Origin of the sequence: Prosthecobacter sp. (assembly GCF_046154365.1) — a bacterium.
In the GTDB taxonomy this organism is placed as follows: Bacteria; Verrucomicrobiota; Verrucomicrobiia; order Verrucomicrobiales; family Verrucomicrobiaceae; genus Prosthecobacter.
Genome location: NZ_JBJXFV010000210.1, coordinates 1 through 20,202 on the forward strand (window position 1 = coordinate 1; position 20,202 = coordinate 20,202).

Here is a 20,202-nt window from a genome sequence, read left to right on the forward strand (position 1 = left end):
CTATACTGCGCGTCATCACATTTTGTGAAACGGAGGATTGGCCGCAGATTCAGGAAAACCGCAGATTACCAGACATAAAACAATCTGTGGCTTCCCTGAATCTGCGGCAAAAAATCACCCATCTTGATGACTCTAAGCATAGTATCACCGAGCTTGGCGCTGATGGCATCAAAGTGGGCGGTGATTTCATTTTCGGTCGAACCGACTGGGCTTTGGTCGCGGTTTCCAGCTTGAAGGGCTTGCCCCCTGAGCTTTCGATCAACAGACTGCCACGCTCTTCGCATTCGCGAAGAATCATGTCCCACGCAGGGTCGGATTCAGAGATCGAAAAGATACCGGGAAGTGTCTGCACTGCTGTCATGGCCGAATTCTATCTTTTTACGAGAGTGAACGCAAGCCTCCCATCCCGCGCTTCACCGATCACCGATCACGCTGAAATCGAGATCACCCTTGCCGGCTTCGAGGGCATTGCGCATCGCCGTGGCGGTGCAGTCGATGGCGGGGACGTTCAGTTTGGCTGCGGCGGCAAGTTCGCGGGCAAAGTCGGCGTCCTTGAGCATGTTGCGCAGGCTGAAATGCGCCTCGAAGTCGCTTTTGATGATGGCGGGGAGCTTCATGCCGATGAGCGTGGAGTAGTTGGCGTTCGACTCTAGCGCTTCATGCAAGCGCTCCAGCGGGATGCCATTGGCCTTGGTGATCGCAGCGGCTTCGGCGACAGCTTCAACGATGACGGCGGAAACGAGGTTGGTGACGATCTTGAGCACCATGGCATCTCCCACACCGCCAAGTGGCAGAATTTTGGCAGAACTGGCTTCAAGGACAGGTTTGGCGCGTTCGAGCATCAAATCGCTGCCACCAATGTAGTAGCAAAGCTTGCCATTCTGCGCGGCCATCTTGCTGCCGGTGAAGGGCGCGTCGAGAAACGCAGCGCCAGTCGATTCAACCAGCTTCGCGGCCTCCAACGTGGCCTTTTTGCTCACGGTGGCGTGGTTCATGATGAGATGGCCGGCTTTGAGCGCGGGCCGCATGTCGTTGAGGGCTTCCAGCAGCGCGGCGCTGTCGCGCACGAAGATTTGGATGATGCCTGCGGCCTCGGCGACTTCGCGGGGCGAGGCGAGGAAGTTCGGGACCGGGCGGGCACTGCGGCTCCAGACGAAAACTTCGTGGCCTGCCTTGCGCAGATTGTCTGCCACACGACTGCCGATGATGCCGAGACCGAGTACTCCAACGTTGGGTTTCATGCGCGGCATTTAGGGCGCAGGTTCGGCGCGGTCAATGACCTCGGCGTGATAAAACACAAATTTCATGAACAGGAACCGGCTATGTGAGCCTCGGCATTCCTCTGTGGGTTTGCGCAGAATCACCACTTGACTTCACCTGTGCCAACGATGACACAACCCATGGGTTCTAATCATCAGCGAGCCCTATGAGTGGGAAAAACCATGACAGATGACCAACCAAAAAATGTTGTTCTGGTGGGAGATTCCCACTCAGACCTGCCGAAAAGCAAAGGTTCTCAGGGATCGCATCCAAGCTTTTGGCAGCCCCCCATGCCCGAAGAGCTTCAGGCTCAGATGCCACAGTTCAAGGTGCTTGAATTGATCGGGCGCGGTGGCATGGGCGCGGTGTATCGCTGCTGGCAAAATTCGTTGGAACGCCATGTGGCCGTAAAGGTGCTGCCGCAGGATTTTGGTGACGAAAGCGACAAAAGTTTTTCCAACCGCTTCAAACGAGAGGCCAAAACCATGGCCCAGCTTTCTCATCCCGGTATTGTCCCAGTGTTTGATGCAGGTGAGACCGCCGCCGGCCTGCCCTACTTTGTCATGGAATTTATTCAAGGCACCGATGTGGCGCAAATACTGCGGGAGCAGGGCCGGATGCCATTGCATCATGTGCTGTCCGTCGGACTGCACGTGTGTGATGCGCTGGCGTATGCGCACAAGCAGGGCGTGGTCCATCGCGATATCAAACCTGGGAATGTGATGATCGACGCCCGAGGCCGCGTGCGAGTGGCTGATTTCGGTCTGGCTCAAAGCCTTGATCACGGTTCGTTGGCCCACCTGACGCGGACAAACATTGCGATGGGAACACCGGATTTCATAGCCCCTGAGGCCATGATCCAAGGAATGAAGCCGGACCACAGGGCGGATCTTTATTCAGTGGGCGTCATGCTCTACAACATGATGACTGGCACAGTGCCACGGGGCATGTTTAAAATGCCTTCGCAGAAGGTCGGCAGCGATCCGCGCCTGGACGAGATCATCGCCAAGGCCATGCAACACGAGTTGATCGAGCGTTACCAAACTGCGGCGGAACTCCGGCATGATCTGGACGTCATTTTGAACACGCCCCTGGCGGTGATCGAAACAGCGGCGGAGCAGATGCAGCAAACCATTCAGCTTCCCAAGTCCGCATCTCACCATCCGGCGTCTTTCTCGGTGCCGGAGATCTCGCCTTCCGCACGTCGGCCGACATCACAGTTGCGAACCATCACTTCGAAAAGTGGCATCAGGTTGGTCGATGCGCCTGCGACCAACCTCAACCCGGCAAACGCCGTCGCGGTTATCCGGGAAACCCTTTTCCATGCGCTAAAAACCTATCGGGAAGGACTGTTGAACACGGTGAATTCTGAAGGCCGCGCCCATTCGTCATGGATGGGCGCAGTATGCACGCCGGACTTCTCCGAAATCATCACCCTCACCGGCACGAACACTGACAAAACGGCCAACATCCGCGCCAACCCCAAGGTGGAATGGATGTTCAACTCACCGGACCACAGCACCATCATCTACTTCGAAGGAAACGCGGAAATCCTCGTCGATGACCAGATGAAAAACCGCTATTTTGAACTCGTGCCCGAGGAGACCCGCGGATTCTTCCAACGATACTTCCAGGCCGGAGGTTCCTGGTGTGTGATCAAAACAAGCATCGACCACGCGGTTTACTGCATGCCCAGCGCCTACATGAAAATTCGACTGGAAGGACACCAAATTCGGAGCGGTGCCAACTTGGGCGAGTAACACCTGCAAAGATAGCGCACCCAAAGCCGATGATGCCGAGACCGAGGACGCCTACATTGGGTTTCATGCGCGGCATTTAACCCGCATTTCTCACCATGCAACGCACGAGGCGGCGAAAAGCGGGCGATGGGCGCCCCCCTCACCCCAGCCCTCTCCCCGAAGTGCGCGTGTTTTGAACAGCCACGCCTCGACGGGGAGAGGGAGATCGCTTTCGAACCTGCCAACGCGAATCTCCTTTCCCCGTCCTGCGCTCTCGCTGCTGACTCACCGTATTTGGGACTGCGAAGCCGTGAAGCGAAAGGCCGGGTAAGGGGCACGTTGCATTCTATAAATCGCGCCATCAGGATTCGGGAGTTTGAATTCTCCCACAGATTCAGAGAACCCGCAGATTGAATCAGAAGATAAATCTGTGGGTTCTCTGAATCTGCGGGAAATCACAAAACCTGATGACAGCAGGCATATCATCCGAGTCATGGCGCAGGTTCGGCGCGGTCAATGACCGGCGAGTGATGAATCAGTGATTCCCTGGCTGTCTGGCGCAGTTCGGCGACGAGGCTTTTCACCGCTTCTGCGCGTCGCTGGCTGGTGAGCAGGGCAGAAATTTCGGCTTTGGCTTCTTCAAAGGTGGGCAGGCGCGATGCGCGACGTTCCATGACGATGATGAGGTGCCAGCCGAGTTTCGTCGGCACGGGATCGCTGAACTGGCCGATCTTCAGCTTCTCCACGGCGGCGATGAAATCCTCCGGCATGCGTTCGCGGGTGAACCAGCCGAGATCACCGCCGACAACCTTGCTGCGGTCGTCATCAGAGTGCTCGGCGGCGAGTGCGGCGAAGGTTTTCTCCTTCGCCATGAGCTGGCGGTGGATCGCGCGGATCTCCGCCGCGCGATCGGGCTTGGTTTGGTCGTGGCGCGTGAGGAAAATGTGCGCGGCGTGGTGTGCCTGCGGAATGCGCAGCGACTCCTTGAACTCGCTATACCAGGCACGCACCTCCTTTTCGGTCACTTCAGCGAGGCGATGGGCGATTTTTTGGGTGATCCACTCTTCGTCGAGCTGCGCATCACGAATCGCGGCGTCGAGTGACTTCTGTGTTTGCTGCTGGGCGGCGAGACGTTGGGGATATTCAGCGGCAACGGCAAACTGACGCTGTATGAAGTCCGCTTCGCGCCGGGCAGCAGCGGTCGGCGGCATCGTGTTTGCACCGTCCATGAGACGATGCGCACGAATGAGGCGATCATTGACGAGATTGTCGAGAACGAGCCAGCGAATTTGCTGGCGCGCTTCAGCACCGAGCGCGGCCCAGGACTCGTTGCGTGCCCAAAGATGAGCGCGCATGGCTTCTTCCAGTTCGAGCCGCGTGATGGGACGGCCATGAACCGCCGCCGCATAGCCGCCACCGAGTCCTTCGGGCCATGATCCCCTGCCCTGCATCAACCGGGCATGCAGCGGGCCTTTGCAGGCATACAGATCGGCAAAGAGCCAGCAGGCGGCGATGAAACATACGGCGAAGCGCCACGGAAAACCTTGGAGGTTGGAGGACATGAACGGGCGCAGACTAGGGCATGCGCCGGGGATGACAACAGCGCGGAATGCCGTCAGTTTTTTTACACACGGCTCCTTTGTGAAAGTGCCGCAGAGTGTCAGCCGATTTGTTGTAGCTCGGTATTCCGATACCGAGTCGGTGCCGTCGCGGAATCGGAATTCCGCGCTAGAACCCGCGCCGCCTGATATATCTCTTCACGGTGGGAAGCCAAGGCCCCATCAAAGCCCTGCTGTCACGACGACTTCTTCACGCTTGTTCTTGGTGAAGCGGATATCTTCGGCGCGCTCGATGAAGATGGTGTCTTCGCAGATGTTTTTGGCGTGGTCGCCGACGCGTTCGAGGAAGCGGGCGACGAAGATGAGGTGGATGTAGCCTTCGAGGCCGGAGTGATGCGACTCCATGACGGCGATGAGTTCGCGGTCGAGGGCTTTTTCAGCGGCATCGAGTTCTTTGTCGAGCAGGCGGGCGGCGGCGGCGGCGGCGGGGTCGGCGTTGAGGAAGGCCTGTAGGCTGGCGTCGAGGTTGTGATCACACAGCGAATAGACGGGCTGGATGAGCTTGATCTCGGGGAACTCGGGCAGGTTGTTGATGAAGCGGGCGCGCTTGGCGATGCTGGAGGCCTGGTCGGCGATGCGCTCAAGGTTGTTGGCGACGCGGATGGTGCCCATGACTTGGCGCAGGTCATGCGCGGTGGGCTGGAACTTCACGAGGATGTGCATGCCGAGTTTATCAACGGCTTTTTCGAGATCGTTCACGTCCTGGTCGGCGGCGATGGCGCTGTTGCAGAGGTCGGTGTCGCGCTCCAGCAGGCCGCGCATGGCGCAGGCGAGGTTTTTGCGGGCCATGCTGGACATGGCGAGGACATCGCTGCGGAGTTTTTCGAGCGAGTGATTGAAGGTGGAGAGGATGTGTTCCTGCATGGGCTAAAATGACTGAATGTGACGGCTTTGCTACATTGGAATTGCAGAAGATTCAGGCGCGGCGGCGGACGGCTCGATGATTTCGGCGGCATCTGCCGCGCCTTTGGGGTCACGATGGGTGCGCTGACAGAAGTCGGTGTAGCTGATGATTTCGAACGTGCCATCAAGGTTTTCCACCGCGGCGGTCATGGACTCGACCCAGTCACCGGAGTTCAGGTAATGCGTGTCGCCAACGATCTTGTTGTCGGCCCGGTGGATGTGGCCGCAGATGATGCCGATGCAGTTGCGCTGGCGCGCGAGGTTCTGCAACTGCTCCTCATATTTGCCGACGGCGCTGACGGCGGACTTCACCTTGTGCTTGATCCAGGCGCTGAAGGAGAACGCCTCCTTGCCCCGCAAACGACGGTAGCCGTTGTAGATGCGATTGATGCGCAGCAGCACGTTGTAACCCAGACCGCCGAGCTTCGCGAGCCAGGCGTGGTTGCTGGTGACGGCGTCGAAGCCGTCGCCATGCACGACGAGATAGTCGCCCTTCGGGGTGTGATGGACGTGGTCGTCGGTGATGGTGAAGTTTTCGAACTGGATGGGGATGAAGCGGTCGAGCACGTCGTCGTGATTGCCACGCAGGTAGATGATCTGCGTGTTCTCCTTCTCCATCTTGCGCAACACGGTGCGGATGAAGTTGGTGTGGCTTTTGTTCCAGCCGCCAAGGCGGGTGAGATGCCAGGCGTCGATGATGTCGCCATTGAGCACGAGTTTGTCGCACAGGCAGTTGCGGATGAAGTGGGAGGCCTGCGCGGCCTTGCTGTCCGGCATGCCGAGATGCACGTCGGAGATGAAGATGGTCTTGAAGCGCAGCTTGGTTTTGGCCTCAGTGCCTTCGGTGATCGCGGGAGTGTCGCTCATGGGTTCAGGAGGCTGAAGGTTGTATCACCGTTTGGAGTTCCTGCTCAAACTGCTCAATCACCCGCGCCCAGCCGAGGTCAAAGGCCGTCTGCCGGGCGGCGGTGCGGAGTGCGGCATCATTCCAGGAAGCAGCCGCCGTGCAAACCTGTGCAAGAAACAGCTTTTCATCCGCCAGTGGCGCGAGCCAGCCATTTTCTCCCGGTCGAATCAGCAGGCGCGGCGCGGCGTAATCGAAGGCCACGACGCCGAGGCCAGAAGCCATGGCCTCCAGCACGACGTTGCCGAAGGTTTCAGTGCTGCTGGGAAACAAAAAAACATCCCCCGAGGCATAGTGCGCGGCGAGATCCTCCCCGGTGCGCGAACCGGCGTAATGAAACTCGGGATGTTCTTCTTTTAACGCCGCCAGCCGTGGACCATCGCCGACAAAGACCATGCGCGCCGTCGGCTGTACGGTTTGAAACTTCGCAAACGCACGCACGGCGAGGTCGAGGTTTTTTTCTGCCGCGATGCGTCCGACATAGATCACCACCGGCGTCGCGTCATCCGCGCCCCAGCTTTGCCGCAGCTCAGCACTGCGGCGTGCGGGATCAAACAGCTCCGTGTCCACGCCACGGCCCATGACCCCGACATTGCGAATGCCCCAGCGCTCCAGCATCGACGCCGTATCGACTGAGGGCGTAAGTGTGCGGGCGGTTTGATTGTGAACGCTGCGCAGGAAACCGGCGGCGATCGTCTCCATACCGGGGAGGTTGTAATCTTCGAGGTAGGTTTGAAAATTCGTGTGGAAACCCGACACCACCGGGATTCCCCGTTTCCCTGCCGCACGAATGGCGGCGATGCCCATGAGCGTCTCCGTCGCCACATAGAGAACATCCGGCCGGTAGGCATCGAAAACCTCCAGCATCTGCCGCAGGGAGGCAAAACCCATGCGCAGGCCGGGATAGCCAGGCAGCGGCAGCGCGTGCATCACATCCCGCGGCAGGCCGAAGGCATCGGTCGCTTCATGAGTAGTAACGACGCGCACCGTGTGGCCACGACGCTGTAAGCCCTCGCCCAAGGTGTTGAGCGTGCGCGCCACGCCGTTGATGTCCGGCGGAAACGTGTCGGTGACGATGAGAACCCGCATGGGGAAGAAAAAGGAACTGATTGCGGATAAAGCAGCAGGAAAATTCGTCCAGCCTCGGTCGTGTGACGAAATCGACACCATGGCCGTATCTCTACAGAGCAAGTTGGTTGCCATGTGACAGCTTCGTCACCATCATAAGTTTGCCCGCAGCACGGCAGCGGAGCAAAACCAGACACCATGAGCAAAATCTTGATCGTCGAGGATGAGTCGGACATTTCTGAACTCATCGCCCTGCATCTCACCCGCGAGGGCCATGAGCCGATCTGCATCGGCAACGGCCTGCAGGCTCTGCCGGCCGCTGTTGAGCACCAGCCCGAATTGATCGTGCTGGACCTGATGCTGCCCGGCCTGGATGGCGTGCAGATTTTCAAACGTCTGCGTGCCGACACCCGCACCGCCACCATCCCGGTCATCATTCTCACCGCCAAGGCCCAGGTCACCGACAAGATCGCCGGTCTCGAACTCGGCGCGGACGACTACCTCACGAAGCCGTTCAGCCCACGTGAGCTGTACCTGCGCATCAGCGCCATCCTGCGCCGGGTGAAGAAGGTGACGCACGTTTCCGAGGTCCAGCGCGGTCGTTTCATGCTGGACCGCAAGAACATGAAACTCTTTCTGGATGGTGCACCGCTCGATCTGACCACCACCGAGTTCAAACTGCTGACCACGCTCATGGAAAACGACAGCATCATCCACAACCGCGCCGACCTGCTGCGCGAAGTGTGGGGCTACAACAGCGATGTCGCCACGCGCACGCTCGACACTCATATCAAACGATTGCGCGAAAAACTCGGTGCAGCGGGCGTCCATATCGTCACCATTCGCGGCACCGGCTTCCAGTTTCAGACGGAGCCCGCCGCCTCCACACCTGCATGACCACGCTTTGCATCGTCCTCGCCCTGCTGTTGGTCGTTTGCATCATTGATCGCGCACGTCGCGAGCGGCATTGGCTTCGGCGCTGGGAGAGTGTAGCAAAGAACATCGGCCTGCGGGCACGTGATGCAGAGCAACTGCCTGAGCAGGCGCTGGCCTTGTATCGCGCCCGTCAGCTTGCCGAGGAGCAGGCCGGGCAGCGCCGCGTGTTTGAAACCTTGCTCGACGAAATCAGCCAGGGCCTCGTGCTTGTCGATGAACACCTGCGCGTGCGTTATGCCAACCAGCCGCTGAAAAAAATCCTACTCCATGCGGATTCCCGGCCTGGCCGCCCCCTCATCGAGGCCGTGCGCGATCATCAGATCATCGATCTCGTGCAGCAAGCCATCACCGAGAAGCGCCACACCACCCGCCGCATCCAGGTGTTGCCGTCCGACGTCGGCGCTGGCACCAACCTCAGCGGCCGCCATTTTCTCATCGAATCGGCACCACTGCCCGCCACGTCCGGCGGCGGAGCCTGGCTGATGATCCAGGACGTGACCGAAGCCGCCATGACCGAGCAGATCCGCAAGGATTTCGTCGCCAATGCCTCGCACGAACTGCGCACGCCGCTGACCATCATCAACGGCTACATTGAAATGCTGCAGGATGATGCCGCGCCGAATGCCGCCACGATGAAAAAATGCCTCGATGTGATGGAGAAGCACGGCAAACGCATCGCCCGCATCATTGAGGACATGCTCACCATCTCGCGACTGGACGCCGCCGCCAGCAACGGACTGAACCTGGAACCATTCAACGTCCGCGTCTGCGCCCAGGATGCCGCCGATCACCTCGCCCCGATGATGGAAGGCCGCGAAGTGAAGATCGAGTTCAACTTTCCCAAAGACGGCGGCAAACTCAAAGGCGACCGCTTTTACTGGGATCAGGTCTTTACCAATCTCATCGAAAACTCCGTCAAAGAGAACGCCAAGCCCGGCCTCGTCGTCCGCGTCAGTGGCGAATGGCAGAAAGACCACTGCGTCATCAAAGTCAGCGACAACGGCATCGGCATCCCCGCGCATGACCTGCCCTTCGTCTTCAAGCGCTTCTACCGGGGCAACAAGCACCACTCCTCGCAGATCAAGGGCACCGGACTTGGTCTTTCCATCGTCAAACGGGCCGTTGAGGCGCATGGCGGCAAGATCGAACTCACCAGCACCCCCGGCAGCGAGACCACCTTCACCATGCGCGTGCCTTTGCAGCACACCGAGGCTTGAGCTAGGCCGCAGAGTGTGGTTTAGAGCGGTCATTCTGTGGAAGATCTCTTCGGCCATCGCATTTCCTACCTGCGCGTCTCCATCACCGACCGGTGCAATGAACGCTGCCGTTACTGCATGCCCGAGGAGGAGCAGGAATGGTTCGCCAAGGAAGACACGCTCAGCTACGACGAAATGCTGCGCACCGTGCGCGTCGGCGCCACGCTCGGCATCAAAAAGATCCGCGTCACCGGAGGCGAACCGCTCACCCGGCCCGGTGTGGCTGATTTCTGCGCTGAACTGGCAAAAATCTCCGGCATCGAGGACATCGGCATCTCCACCAACGGCACCTTGCTCGCCAAAACCGAGAACGGCGTCACCATGGCCGAGCGTCTGGTCAAAGCGGGAGTACGCACCGCCAACATCTCGCTCGATTCACTCGACCGCGATGTTTACCAGCGCACCACCAACCGCGATCTGCTGCCGCGAGTGCTCGAAGGCATCGACGCCGCCATCGCGGCCGGATTTCAGTCGATCAAGCTCAACTGCGTCCTGATGAAAGGCCAAACCGAGCGCGAACTGCCCGCATTGATCGACTTCGCTCATCAAAAGAACGCCCTGCTGCGCTTCATCGAACTCATGCCCGTCAGCACGCAGGACATGCTGAGCGAGGACAACTTCCTGCCCATCGCCACTGCAAAGAAACTCGTCGAGCAAACCTCCGGCCCGCTCACCCCGCTGCCCGACTTCCGCACCAACGGCCCCGCCGCGTATCATCTCATCCCCGCCACCGGCCAGAAGATCGGTTTTATCGGTGCCATGACGAACCTGCACTTCTGCGAGAACTGCGACAAGCTCCGGCTCACCTGCGACGGCAAGCTGCGCCCCTGCCTCGGCAGCTTCCTCGAATTCGACCTCCGCAACGTGCTGCGTGGCGGCTGCGATGACGCCGAACTCGCCGCCTTCTTCCACAACGTCGTCGCCCGCAAACCCAAGGAGCACGACTTCCGCCACAACTACCAGCCCAACCGCAAGATGATCGCCATCGGCGGCTAAAACCCATGAGCAAACTGACTCACATCAATCGCAAAGGCGAAGCCGCCATGGTCGATGTCTCCGCCAAACCGCCGGTGCGGCGCGAAGCCGTGGCCGAAGGCCGCATCGTGCTCCAAGCGGCCACACTCGACCTCATTCGCAAGAACCAGATCGCCAAGGGCGACGTGCTCAGCATTGCCCGCATCGCCGGCATCCAGGCTGCCAAGCAGACGCAGCACCTCATCCCGCTCTGCCACCAGATCCCGCTGAGCAAAGTCCAGCTCGACTTCGAGTTCCGGCCCAAGGCCGTTCATATCATCGCGACCGCCATCACCGTCGCTCCGACCGGCGTCGAAATGGAAGCCCTTACCGCCGTCAGCATCGCCGCGCTGACCATTTACGACATGTGCAAAGCTGCCGACAAGAAAATGCGCATCGAGGGCATTCGTCTGGTGCGCAAGACCAAAGGCTGAAGCGGCCGCTTCCCGCGCCATTGCCCTTCGGCGTCATTGAGTATCGCCGTAGCCCTGTTCAATTCAAAACAACGAGCCTTGAACACAACGACTGACCGCGTGAGCCCATCCCAATCTTCCGCTAAGGCACCAAGATTGGCTGCATGGCGGCGGTCTAGCGTGCAATCGGTGAGGATTTCACCTGCCAGCGTTCATCAAAAAAGTCCGCCGCCACGACTTTTCCCGCTGTTTCCGCGTTCGGCGGCTGCGTGATGTCGAGGATCGCCCAGTCTGGCAGTTTGGGGTTTTGCAGCGAGTTCGTCCGGTCATGCGCTTCGCGGAAGGTGAGGCCGGAGTTGATGACGACTTCAAATCCCGGTGACTGGAGGCAGGGATAGGTCAGCAGCGGCACATGCGTCTTCGCATCAAATGACTGCGTCCCCATGCTCACCTTCTGCGCATTCCATTGCATTGGTAATGCACCAGCTATTTGCTTGAGGCAGGAGTTTGACTCCGGCGTGCCCCACAGGATGAGGCTTTGCGTTTTACCGGCTTCGATCACGTCTTTAATCTCAGCGGCGTTGGCCACCCGCACATCGCCGCGCATCAAGCCTTTCCAACGTTGGATGAAATGCGCCGACTCAACTGCCACCCACGCATCCACGGCAGGTGACGATGATTTTCCATCCGGCAGTACGACGAGGAAGCGCTTCATGAAGCTCGCATCCATCGGCCCCGGATGTGATGAAGGTTTGCCACCTTGCGGGCCTTCGTGCTGAAACGGCTGCGCGTTGCCGAAATCACGCCACCGGCCGTTCTCCTTGATCAATCGGCACATCGAACCGGCCACCTTCGGTCCCGGATTCATGAACGTCTCAAACTGCGGCACTTCCGGCCCCACGGTCAACGTTAGCGCTTGGCCGTCCACGCTCACCTTGAGCTTGCCACCGCCCTGTCGCGCCTGCGGCGGCGGGTAGAACACGACGCGTGTCACATTGCTCGTCTTCAACTCAATCGTCTGGCCGTCCACGACCTTCGCATCGAGCCGAGCCTCCTGCCAACTTTTCTCCAAGCCATGGAGGTTCAGCCACTTCATGCGGCCGTAGAACGGGGTCTTCGTCTGGATGTGAACCTCGTCAGGAAACAGCTCGCGCCCTTTGGCGACAGCTTTCTCGATCCACGCCTGCACCGCCTTGAGCGTCTCGGGATGATACTTGTGCGGCATGCCGGGGCCGATGAGATGCGGCGGCTTCAGACCTTCCTTTGCCAGCACTTCCATCATGTACTCCGCCGAATCGCGCTGCGCATCGACCTCACCGCTGTAGCTGATGAGCGGGACGTTAAAGAAATTTCGCGCATAGTCCGGCACGTCATACACGCCCCACAGCGTCTGCTCATACCACGCCGGGTATTTGTCCGGCGTGAGCTTCTGGTAGCGCTTCACATCGGCAAAACCTGCTCCCGTGTGAACGCAGGCCCACTGATCGGCGTAATGCGCCCCCAGATGCCAGGCACCGGCCCCGCCCATGCTGAATCCGGCCAGCGCAATGCGGTTGGTATCGACGTTGAAACGCTTCGTTGCGTCATCACGCGCTTCAAACACATCCACCTCACCTGCGCTCTTCCAGCCGTTACAGTAACGGCCAAAGGGATGAATCACGATGGTCCCCGCCGGCTGAAACTGCCCCGGCTTCTTCGCCATGAGCTTCGAATAGACGAAGGGCAGATCCGTCGCCGTGTCACCGCGGCCATGCAGCCAGATCCACATCGGCACCGGCTTCTTTCCCACGCCAAACTCCAAGCCTTCGGGCACTTCCACGCCATATGGCTGCGGCGAATCGTCGATCTTTGAGTAAAAGCCCAGTACCTTCTGCCCGCTGCCATTCAGCCACGGCGTCTCGCCCTTTTGCAGCGACTCGATGCGCTTCTTCGCCTCCTCCAGCAGCGCCAACGCCTTCTTCACGCCATCCTCCGGCCGCTTGTCATACCACTCATCGAACTCCAGTGCATAACGCGCCGCCTTGAGGAAAATGTCCGCATCTGCGGCCCGCTCATGCTTCTTCACCGCTTCAAACGCCTGCGTCACCGCCGCCAGTTCTTTCTCGATGCCAGCTTCCTGCTCCGCCGACAACGCCGCCGTTGGTTTCGGTGGCAGACTGCCTTTGAAAGAGGCCGTGGCACCGTTTGGGCCGAGCTGGGCCTGTGTTGGCAGCACGGATGCAGTGAGAAAGGAGAGAAGGAGAAGTCGTTTCATGAAGCCAGCATAAACGCCGCCTTCCGCTCTTTTTCACCAGCAGATTGCACGGCAGCGCACTGGTTCAGGAAAAACGAACAGGGTTGCCTTGATGCGAAGCTGCAATGAGCGCAATGTTTGGTTCGATTCGCGTAAGGGCGATCATTCGAGTCATGGCAACCGAGATAAGCGCACTGGTCATGAATCAAGTCTGCCAAATATTTGACGGTTTCGAGCGTGCTCGTCTGGTTCATCATCATGAGCACACACGCGCCGGATGTGTCCATCGTTCCGGCGGGCAGAGCCATTGCATCTGCTCGACCGCACCTGCTGCATCACGGCTTCGCGTTCGGATCGAACGGCGTTGATGACGGCGGTGGAACGCCATCGGGATACGGCGGACATCCTCGTCTTCAACGAGACGCAGGAAGATCTGGAGGAGGCGCTGGGCGTGCTGGGCAACTACGTCAACAATATTGCCAAAGGCGACCCGCTGATCGTGGAGCAGAGCGGTTTCCCCTCCTACGAGACCACGCGGACGCAGGACACCTCGCCCCCGGCGGTCCCCACGAATCTGCGCCTGCCGCCAGGGGCGACGTGAGCGGCACGATCTTGGCCCGCTACAAGTCTGAGCACCGCCCCAGCGTCAACGAGGTGCAGGCCACGACGGGCGATCCGAACAGCGAGGCCGCCTGGCAGACCAAGGGCATCTTCAAAGGTGGCCGTGCCGAGATGGACGGCTTCACCCCCGGCAGCGTCGTCTGGGTGCGCGTCCGCAACGTCGGCCTCAAGGGCGTCACGGGCGCGTGGAGCGATCCACCGCAGATCCGGGTGCTGTGAGGCGGCGCAGGCGCAATCCTACTCGTCCTCCTACTCCTACTCGCCCTCGATTCTAACGCTACGCTGACGCCCATGACAACCAAACCCATGCTAACCAGACTTCAGGGCCGCTCGAAGCTCTGGGGTGTGATTGAAACGCCGTGATCGAGGACGAGTTCGAGTAAGAGGACGAACATCCAGCAACCAGCCGCCATGCCCTTTGATCCCAACCTTCCCATCGCGAACTCACCGAACTCCTCGGCGCAGAAGCGTGCGCAGTTGCAGAGCATCGTCGCTCTCATCGACGCGATTCCCGTCGGGCCACCCGGCCAGAACGGAAGCGATGGCACCAGCGTCTCCGGTGCGATCATTGATGGCACAAACACGCTCGATGCCGGCAACCCGGCGGAGGCAGCGTGAGCTGGGACGGGGCGAATGTGCGGTTTACGTTTGGGAATCCGCCTGGTCAAGATGGCGTGAGCAGCCCGCCCATCACGAGTTTCATGTTGATGGCGTGAACACGCTGAATCCCGGCGGCAATGCCACGGTGCAGACGAACTTTGACTGCAGCTCGTTGCGAAATCCTGACCTCGGGCGCTGCTTGAACCCGTGACAAGGAATGTCAATGAGCCTCTGCGACCGTCCAGTCTCTGCGGTAATTTGGATTGAACCGCAGAGGCTGGACGGTCGCAGAGCAGAACTGGATCACTGAGTTTCCCCTGGGGTAAGGAGGTCGGAGCCGTGTCCATGCAATGGAACCACAGAGACACAGGGGACACAGAGGGAAGAGTCTTGTTGATCGACTTCACCATGAGGTGACTTCCAGGTGTTTCTTAAATCCTCTGTGTGCCCGGAGCCTCTGTGGTTCACCTTCTGTATGGTTACGGCTGAGACTCAGCTCACGCGAACTTGGTCACGCCAGGGCGTGGCAGCGGGCTGGGCTCAAATTTGTCGCCGAATTTGAGGTTGTCGGGGGCGAGGTCCTGCTTGGAGGACAGCATGGCCAGGGCAACGCGCTCCGGGGCTTTCTCCTGCTTCGCCGCCTTGTCTTTGCCTTTGTCAGCGGGCGCTGGCGGCGGCGCTGGCGGGGCGTCATCCTTCCAGAGGATTTTCTGCCCGGTGTAGGCGGCTTCGCGGCCCATGATGGCGATGAGCGTGCTGCTCATCATGCGGTCGCCGTCGTTGATGACCTCGCCTTTGCGGATGGCGTTGAAGAGCGCCTGATGCTCGAGGTCGTACATGTTTTTCTCCTCGCCACGCCAGCGCCAGCGTTTTTCACCGTCGATGAAGGGGGCGGGGCCTTTGCCGATGACGAGACGGCCCTTGGTGCCCTGGATGTTGTCAAAGACCTCGTTGTGGCAGCCGGTGATCTGGCGGTTGGTGAGGTGGCAGAGCGTGCCGCCCGCCCATTCGTAGGCGACGTGGAAGTGGTCGAAGATGTTGCCGTCTTCCGCCTTGATCTGGCGGCCACCTGTGCCCATGGCGCTGACGGGCGGTTGGTCCTGCATGGCCCAGCAGATTTTGTCGAGGCTGTGTACGGCCTGCTCGACGATGCTGTCGCCGCTGAGCCAGGAGAAGTTGTACCAGTTGCGCACCTGCCACTCGACATCGCCCATCCCCTGAGGCCGGCCTGCGGAGGGCGGCATGGGTTTGACGGGACCAGCGTAGTAGGTGGCGAGAATGCCGGTGATGTCACCGATCTGGCCGTCATGGAGGCGCTTGTAGCACTCGATGCGGCTGGTGGAGTAGCGCCAGCAGAAGCCGGCGACGAGGTTGAGTTTCTTTTGCTTCGCCTTCTCGACCGCCGCCTGGGCCACCAGATAACCGGCGGCATCCACCGCCATGGGCTTCTCACAGAAAATGTGCTTCCCGGCTTCCACCGCCGCCGTGAGGTGCTGCGGGCGGAATCCGGGCGGGGTGGCGAGCAGGACGACATCCACGCCGCAGTCGATGAGCTTCTGGTAGGCGTCGAGGCCGGTGAAGCGCTTGTCCGGCTGCACATCGACCCGATCCGGGAACTGCGTGGAGAGGTTCTTGATGCTGCTCTCGATCTGCGTGTCGAAGGCATCTGCCATGGCGACGATTTTCGAGTTGTAGTCCGCACCAAGGGCCTGCGCCGCCGCCCCGGTGCCACGTCCGCCGCAGCCGATGAGGCCGATCTTCAGCGTCTCGTTCGAGTCCGCCTTCTGCTGTGCCTGCAGGGTGCCGGTGGCGGTGAGAACGGCAGGAGCCAGGAGGGTGCCGCCGCTGGCATGGAGAAAACGACGACGGGAGAACGCGGAAGCAGCTGGATCAGACATAAGGTCGTTGGGGGTAGGAGTCAGAGTGAGCAGAAATTTCGCCACGGCGGCGGCAAACCTTTCAGTGAAAGGACCGATTGCACCAAGACGGCGGGGCAGCCCTCAAGCATGCCGCGGGATGACCTTCGTCGGCCCGGAAGCCTGCGGCGGCAGGCCATCGACCCCCGGTTCGCTGAGCCGCTGGGTTTCATCACGACTGGTTTCATCATCGGGAGACGGCTGCAACAGCGCCTGCACGAGAAGCTGGGTGTCATCCAGGAAGGTCAGGCCCACACTCCGCAAGAAATCCACCTCCGACGCATGCGTGTGCAGCGTGATGAGCAGGCACTCGCCTTGGAACAAGGCCAGCACAAACACGCCTTCGTAGCCAAACCAGAAGGTCGTCACATCGCGGTCGCCGCCGCTGGCGAAATGCGCGCGCGCATCATGCACCGTCTGCAACAGGCGCTCGGCGCGGAATTCCTCATACGGCAGCAGGTTGATGAGAATCTGCCGCCGCCAGCACAGCAGCATGCCGTTCACCGCACCAGCGTGTTTCAGGCGTTCGAGAGCGGAACGGAGGGAGGGAGTGATGGATGCAGCCATGAGTTTATGCCTCCATTGAGCTGACGCGGGTGAGCAGTTCGAACAGCGGGATGCGTTCGCCGATGAGGGCGCCTGCGCCGGGATCCTGCGCGTCGGTGCCGGCGTCGAAATACGCGAAATTTAGGGTGAGATCCTCCTCCTGCAGCGTGCCGCACCACGGCGCACCGAGTTCGAGGCACTCGCCGACCTTCAGGCCAAAGTGCCGCAGGCCCTGAAAATCGGCGGCGTAGTTGTCCACGGCCTCCTGGCCGCTGTCGCTGGCCACATGGCCATCTTTCAGGGTAAAGAGTTGCAGGGGAAGCGATGGAACCGCAGTGGTGCTCATGGGAAAATAGGGTTGTGCCTCCTTCGTCTCAAAAATCCGCAGGCGTGGCAAGCACAATCAGCGCCGTCGCCAAAAAAGCCGATGGGTGGCACCCTTGACGGCTTGACGGTGCGTTGGCCGCGTTCTGACGAACGCCACCGCAGTTTAGTCTTTGTCACGGCTGAAGAGGCGCTGGAAGAAGTTTTTCTTTTTCTCAGGAACCAGAGGGGCGGTGCCGGGTGGGGGGACTTGCTGCGGGAAGCGCTGGGCGGCTTCGGCACCGATGGTGGAACGGAGGTCTTCGCTGTAGGAGGTTTGGCGGACGCTGAGGTTGTCGGTGACGACCTGGGGCTGGATGAAGACGATGAGTTCTTTGCGGGTTTTGGAGTCGGTGTCGGTGCGGAACAGTTTTCCGAGACCAGGGATGCGGCCGAGGATGGGCAGCCCCTGTTTGTTCTTGGTGTTTTCTTCGGAGATGAGGCCGCCGAGGACGATGGTGTTGCGATCGGGGATGGTGACGGTGGTGACGAGCTGCTCGGTGCCGATGATGGGCACTTCATTGGGTACGACGAGCTGGGTGCCGACGACGGTGTCGTTGACCTGGGAGATGGTGAGGGTGACTTCGCCATCCATGTTGATGAGCGGGACGATCTCCAGCTTCAACACGACATCGCGGTATTCGATGTTGGTCTGGGTGCTGCCTTGGTTGTTGCCGTTGGCAAAGGTCGTCTGCTGGGAAGGAACGGGAATCTGGCGGCCGGAGGTGATGACGGCTTTTTTGTTGTTGAGGGCGAAGATAGAGGGACGGGAGAGGATTTTGAAATTGTTGTTGGTCTCAAGGGCGGTGACGAAGACTTCGAGGCTGTCGCCGATGGCACCGTAGAGGTTGAGACCGCTGCCGGGACCGAACGGGGTGGTGATGGCATTGTTGCGCAGATCGGCGACGGCACGCGTGACGGCGTTGCCGGTGAGCACGTCGGTGCGGTTGGTGAAGCCGCTGGCGCTGAAGTTGGTGCCGTCGCCGGGCTTGCTGAGGCCGGAGATGTAATCGACGCCGGACTTCATGCCGTCCGTGAGGGTGAGCTGGCCGATGACGGTGGCGAGATAGACCTGGGCGGGTTTGCGGTCGAGCTTGTCGAGGAGGCCGTTGGTCTTGTCGATGTCCTCCTTGCGACCCATGACGAGGATGCTGTTGGACATGGGATCGGCGACGACGCGGGTCTTGCCGACCAGGACGGAGACGGGTGCGTTGTTTTCCGTGGGGCCGGAGATGACATCGGCGCGGGAGCCGATGCCCGAGGTGGAAGTGCCGGTGGTGGCGGTGTCGGACGTGGCGGCAGCAGCGGTGCTGCCGACGGTGCCGCCACGGGTGCCGGTGGTGCTGCGGCCACCGAGGAGCTGGCTGCTGTTGCTGGCGAGCGCCTGCTGGCGCTGCTGCTGCACGGTACCGCCGCCGGGAAGCTGCGTGGTGCCGGAGTTTACCTCCTGTAGGAGATCGACGACGGCGCTGAGTACATCGAGGGCGGCGGCGTATTTAAGTTTGCGCTCAAAGGGCTCGGCGACTTCGAGCGGCTTGTCGAATTCGGCGATGAGGCTGGCGACGTAGGTGTAGTCAGCGGGGGCGGCAACGACGAGGATTTGATTCAAACGGGTGTCAGCGACGACCTGGGCGCTGGGCTGCGGGGCTTGGGTGTTTTGCGACGAGTTGTTGCCACTGGGCTGCTGGGGGGCGCGCTGCTGGTTGTTATCGTTGTTGTTGCCCCGGCCGTCGCTGCCAGGAGCGCCGCGGATGGTGTTCACGCCTTTGGTTTCTTTTTCCTGCGCCTGCGCGGTGAGGGTGGCCTGGATGATCTGGGCGATGGTGGCGGCGTCACCGTACTTGATGGGGATGAATTTGGTGACGAGCGAGGAGCCGGTGTCGCCGACGTCGATGGATTCGCGAATGCTGATGAGCTGCTTCACCACGGTGGCGCTTTCAGTGATGAGCAGGCCAGGCGGAGTGGTGACGGCGGTGATGCGGCCATACGCGCCGAGGCCGACATGGCCGGAGAACATGGTGGCGGCGTCCTCGGGCGTGAGGTAGTCCAGCTTCATGAAGTAGGACACGATGCTTTCGTTGTCGGGGATGTCCCTGGGACTGGTGTAAAAACGCACGCCGTGGGAAAACTGCACAGCGGTGGCGCTTTGGTTGCGTGTCGGCAGAATTTTCGCGCTCTTGCCGCCGGGTTCGGTGACGATGGCGTAGCCGTTGGTTAGGAGCGAGGCTTCGATGAGCTTGATGGCTTCATCTTTGGGCACCGGTTTCGGGGTGATGAGGCTGATTTGAGCACCTTCAAAGATACTGGAGTCCTTGACGAGCGTGAGGCCGGTGAGCTTTTCGTAGATGGCGAGGATGTCGGCCACGGGATTGGTGGCGAACTGCATCATGACCTGATCACCCGCGATGGTGTAGGTTTCGCCTTCGCCGGGCGCTGCACCTGTCATGCCGCCGCCTTCACCACCGAAGCCGCCGCCGCGTCGTCCGCTGAAGCCACCACGGCCGCCGGGACCGGCAGGGAAACCGCCGCCGGGCGCACCCGGAGGCCGTGCGCCGTCGGGTGGAACTGCCGGTGTGGTGCCATCAGCGGCGGGTGCCGCAGGCGTTGCTGCGGGTGCTGGCGCCGTAGGCTGTGCCTGAACGATGGAAATTGGGGGAACCGGTGCTGCGGCTGGCTGCACTGGCACGATGGAAGGCTGTGCCGCTGGAGCAGCCGGAGCGGGTGCGGGTGCGGGTGCGTTCTGGCCGCACACAAGAGTGGTGATGACGAAAAGAAAGCAGGTGAGAGCAGGGAGACGGCGATGCATGAAAA

Annotated in this window: 18 protein-coding genes; 8 read left to right on the plus strand and 10 right to left on the minus strand. The window is 60.5% G+C overall.

Going from position 1 to position 20,202, the window contains the following annotated elements; genetic code table 11:
- Window positions 1–413: 413 nt before the first annotated feature.
- Window positions 414–1,241 carry an NAD(P)-dependent oxidoreductase gene (locus ACKVY0_RS26660; RefSeq protein ID WP_409217915.1) on the minus strand — a complete coding sequence of 276 codons (828 nt, stop codon included), beginning with the start codon at window positions 1,239–1,241 and terminating at the stop codon, window positions 414–416.
- Window positions 1,242–1,550: 309 nt separating this feature from the next.
- Here ACKVY0_RS26660 and ACKVY0_RS26665 point away from each other — a divergent pair, with 309 nt between their 5' ends.
- Window positions 1,551–3,020, plus strand: a complete 1,470-nt coding sequence (locus ACKVY0_RS26665) for a protein kinase domain-containing protein (RefSeq protein ID WP_409217916.1) — start codon at window positions 1,551–1,553, stop codon at window positions 3,018–3,020.
- 470 nt (window positions 3,021–3,490) lie between these two features.
- On the opposite strand, the gene ACKVY0_RS26670 is transcribed toward ACKVY0_RS26665, so the two are convergent.
- The 4 genes from ACKVY0_RS26670 to ACKVY0_RS26685 all read right to left on the minus strand — a co-directional run bounded on the left by ACKVY0_RS26670 (window position 3,491) and on the right by ACKVY0_RS26685 (window position 7,514).
- Entirely contained in the window at window positions 3,491–4,561 is a 1,071-nt protein-coding gene (locus ACKVY0_RS26670; RefSeq protein WP_409217917.1) for a peptidylprolyl isomerase, read from the minus strand.
- Window positions 4,562–4,780: 219 nt separating this feature from the next.
- A complete protein-coding gene (phoU, locus tag ACKVY0_RS26675) occupies window positions 4,781–5,482 on the minus strand; it encodes a phosphate signaling complex protein PhoU (RefSeq protein ID WP_409217918.1) in 702 nt (233 codons plus the stop codon).
- A 30-nt stretch (window positions 5,483–5,512) separates the two neighbouring features.
- On the minus strand, window positions 5,513–6,388 hold the full coding sequence (locus ACKVY0_RS26680) for a UDP-2,3-diacylglucosamine diphosphatase (protein WP_409217919.1): 876 nt from the start codon (window positions 6,386–6,388) through the stop codon (window positions 5,513–5,515).
- A 4-nt stretch (window positions 6,389–6,392) separates the two neighbouring features.
- Window positions 6,393–7,514: a glycosyltransferase family 4 protein gene (locus ACKVY0_RS26685; RefSeq protein ID WP_409217920.1), complete on the minus strand. Its 1,122-nt coding sequence runs from the start codon at window positions 7,512–7,514 to the stop codon at window positions 6,393–6,395.
- A gap of 177 nt (window positions 7,515–7,691) precedes the next feature.
- On the opposite strand from ACKVY0_RS26685, the gene ACKVY0_RS26690 reads away from it, so the two are divergent.
- From ACKVY0_RS26690 to moaC, 4 genes are read left to right on the plus strand one after another with little or no spacing between them, the layout of a single operon-like run.
- Window positions 7,692–8,390 carry a response regulator gene (locus ACKVY0_RS26690; RefSeq protein WP_409217921.1) on the plus strand — a complete coding sequence of 233 codons (699 nt, stop codon included), beginning with the start codon at window positions 7,692–7,694 and terminating at the stop codon, window positions 8,388–8,390.
- Window positions 8,387–9,646, plus strand: coding sequence for a sensor histidine kinase (locus ACKVY0_RS26695; RefSeq protein ID WP_409217922.1), 1,260 nt, complete (start codon window positions 8,387–8,389; stop codon window positions 9,644–9,646). The genes ACKVY0_RS26690 and ACKVY0_RS26695 overlap by 4 nt, the downstream gene beginning before the upstream one ends.
- A gap of 36 nt (window positions 9,647–9,682) precedes the next feature.
- Window positions 9,683–10,681, plus strand: a complete 999-nt coding sequence (gene moaA / locus ACKVY0_RS26700; protein ID WP_409217923.1) for a GTP 3',8-cyclase MoaA — start codon at window positions 9,683–9,685, stop codon at window positions 10,679–10,681.
- Window positions 10,682–10,686: 5 nt separating this feature from the next.
- Window positions 10,687–11,133 (plus strand): cyclic pyranopterin monophosphate synthase MoaC, encoded by a 447-nt coding sequence (gene moaC / locus ACKVY0_RS26705; protein WP_409217924.1) that lies wholly within the window; start codon window positions 10,687–10,689, stop codon window positions 11,131–11,133.
- A gap of 154 nt (window positions 11,134–11,287) precedes the next feature.
- Here the strand turns inward: moaC and ACKVY0_RS26710 are convergent, their stop codons facing one another.
- Window positions 11,288–13,366, minus strand: a complete 2,079-nt coding sequence (locus tag ACKVY0_RS26710) for a prolyl oligopeptidase family serine peptidase (protein ID WP_409217925.1) — start codon at window positions 13,364–13,366, stop codon at window positions 11,288–11,290.
- Window positions 13,367–13,622: 256 nt separating this feature from the next.
- Between ACKVY0_RS26710 and ACKVY0_RS26715 the strand changes: the two genes are divergently transcribed.
- The 3 genes from ACKVY0_RS26715 to ACKVY0_RS26725 all read left to right on the plus strand — a co-directional run bounded on the left by ACKVY0_RS26715 (window position 13,623) and on the right by ACKVY0_RS26725 (window position 14,584).
- Window positions 13,623–13,946 carry a hypothetical protein gene (locus tag ACKVY0_RS26715; protein ID WP_409217926.1) on the plus strand — a complete coding sequence of 108 codons (324 nt, stop codon included), beginning with the start codon at window positions 13,623–13,625 and terminating at the stop codon, window positions 13,944–13,946.
- On the plus strand, window positions 13,943–14,185 hold the full coding sequence (locus tag ACKVY0_RS26720; RefSeq protein ID WP_409217927.1) for a hypothetical protein: 243 nt from the start codon (window positions 13,943–13,945) through the stop codon (window positions 14,183–14,185). The genes ACKVY0_RS26715 and ACKVY0_RS26720 overlap by 4 nt, the downstream gene beginning before the upstream one ends.
- Before the next feature lie 192 nt (window positions 14,186–14,377).
- Window positions 14,378–14,584, plus strand: a complete 207-nt coding sequence (locus ACKVY0_RS26725) for a hypothetical protein (protein WP_409217928.1) — start codon at window positions 14,378–14,380, stop codon at window positions 14,582–14,584.
- A 479-nt stretch (window positions 14,585–15,063) separates the two neighbouring features.
- Here ACKVY0_RS26725 and ACKVY0_RS26730 read toward each other — a convergent pair whose 3' ends face one another.
- The 4 genes from ACKVY0_RS26730 to ACKVY0_RS26745 form a co-directional block, all read right to left on the minus strand.
- On the minus strand, window positions 15,064–16,464 hold the full coding sequence (locus ACKVY0_RS26730) for a Gfo/Idh/MocA family protein (RefSeq protein ID WP_409217929.1): 1,401 nt from the start codon (window positions 16,462–16,464) through the stop codon (window positions 15,064–15,066).
- A gap of 102 nt (window positions 16,465–16,566) precedes the next feature.
- Complete coding sequence (locus ACKVY0_RS26735; RefSeq protein ID WP_409217930.1) at window positions 16,567–17,049, minus strand: hypothetical protein; 483 nt, start codon at window positions 17,047–17,049, stop codon at window positions 16,567–16,569.
- Window positions 17,050–17,053: 4 nt separating this feature from the next.
- A complete protein-coding gene (locus tag ACKVY0_RS26740) occupies window positions 17,054–17,374 on the minus strand; it encodes a hypothetical protein (protein WP_409217931.1) in 321 nt (106 codons plus the stop codon).
- A gap of 144 nt (window positions 17,375–17,518) precedes the next feature.
- The gene (locus tag ACKVY0_RS26745; protein WP_409217932.1) at window positions 17,519–20,197 is read right to left on the minus strand and encodes a type II secretion system protein GspD; all 2,679 of its coding nucleotides are present in this window, start codon (window positions 20,195–20,197) and stop codon (window positions 17,519–17,521) included.
- Window positions 20,198–20,202: the final 5 nt, after the last annotated feature.

Bases quoted from the DNA above. Each gene is read 5' to 3' on its own strand.
- moaC (WP_409217924.1), top strand. From the start codon at position 10,687: ATGAGCAAACTGACTCACATCAATCGCAAAGGCGAAGCCGCCATGGTC.
- ACKVY0_RS26660 (WP_409217915.1), bottom strand. From the start codon at position 1,241: ATGAAACCCAACGTTGGAGTACTCGGTCTCGGCATCATCGGCAGTCGT.
- ACKVY0_RS26680 (WP_409217919.1), bottom strand. From the start codon at position 6,388: ATGAGCGACACTCCCGCGATCACCGAAGGCACTGAGGCCAAAACCAAG.
- ACKVY0_RS26730 (WP_409217929.1), bottom strand. From the start codon at position 16,464: ATGTCTGATCCAGCTGCTTCCGCGTTCTCCCGTCGTCGTTTTCTCCAT.
- ACKVY0_RS26740 (WP_409217931.1), bottom strand. From the start codon at position 17,374: ATGAGCACCACTGCGGTTCCATCGCTTCCCCTGCAACTCTTTACCCTG.
- ACKVY0_RS26670 (WP_409217917.1), bottom strand. From the start codon at position 4,561: ATGTCCTCCAACCTCCAAGGTTTTCCGTGGCGCTTCGCCGTATGTTTC.
- ACKVY0_RS26725 (WP_409217928.1), top strand. From the start codon at position 14,378: ATGCCCTTTGATCCCAACCTTCCCATCGCGAACTCACCGAACTCCTCG.
- ACKVY0_RS26710 (WP_409217925.1), bottom strand. From the start codon at position 13,366: ATGAAACGACTTCTCCTTCTCTCCTTTCTCACTGCATCCGTGCTGCCA.
- ACKVY0_RS26735 (WP_409217930.1), bottom strand. From the start codon at position 17,049: ATGGCTGCATCCATCACTCCCTCCCTCCGTTCCGCTCTCGAACGCCTG.
- ACKVY0_RS26690 (WP_409217921.1), top strand. From the start codon at position 7,692: ATGAGCAAAATCTTGATCGTCGAGGATGAGTCGGACATTTCTGAACTC.
- ACKVY0_RS26715 (WP_409217926.1), top strand. From the start codon at position 13,623: ATGTGTCCATCGTTCCGGCGGGCAGAGCCATTGCATCTGCTCGACCGC.
- ACKVY0_RS26685 (WP_409217920.1), bottom strand. From the start codon at position 7,514: ATGCGGGTTCTCATCGTCACCGACACGTTTCCGCCGGACATCAACGGC.
- ACKVY0_RS26745 (WP_409217932.1), bottom strand. From the start codon at position 20,197: ATGCATCGCCGTCTCCCTGCTCTCACCTGCTTTCTTTTCGTCATCACC.
- ACKVY0_RS26695 (WP_409217922.1), top strand. From the start codon at position 8,387: ATGACCACGCTTTGCATCGTCCTCGCCCTGCTGTTGGTCGTTTGCATC.
- phoU (WP_409217918.1), bottom strand. From the start codon at position 5,482: ATGCAGGAACACATCCTCTCCACCTTCAATCACTCGCTCGAAAAACTC.
- ACKVY0_RS26665 (WP_409217916.1), top strand. From the start codon at position 1,551: ATGCCCGAAGAGCTTCAGGCTCAGATGCCACAGTTCAAGGTGCTTGAA.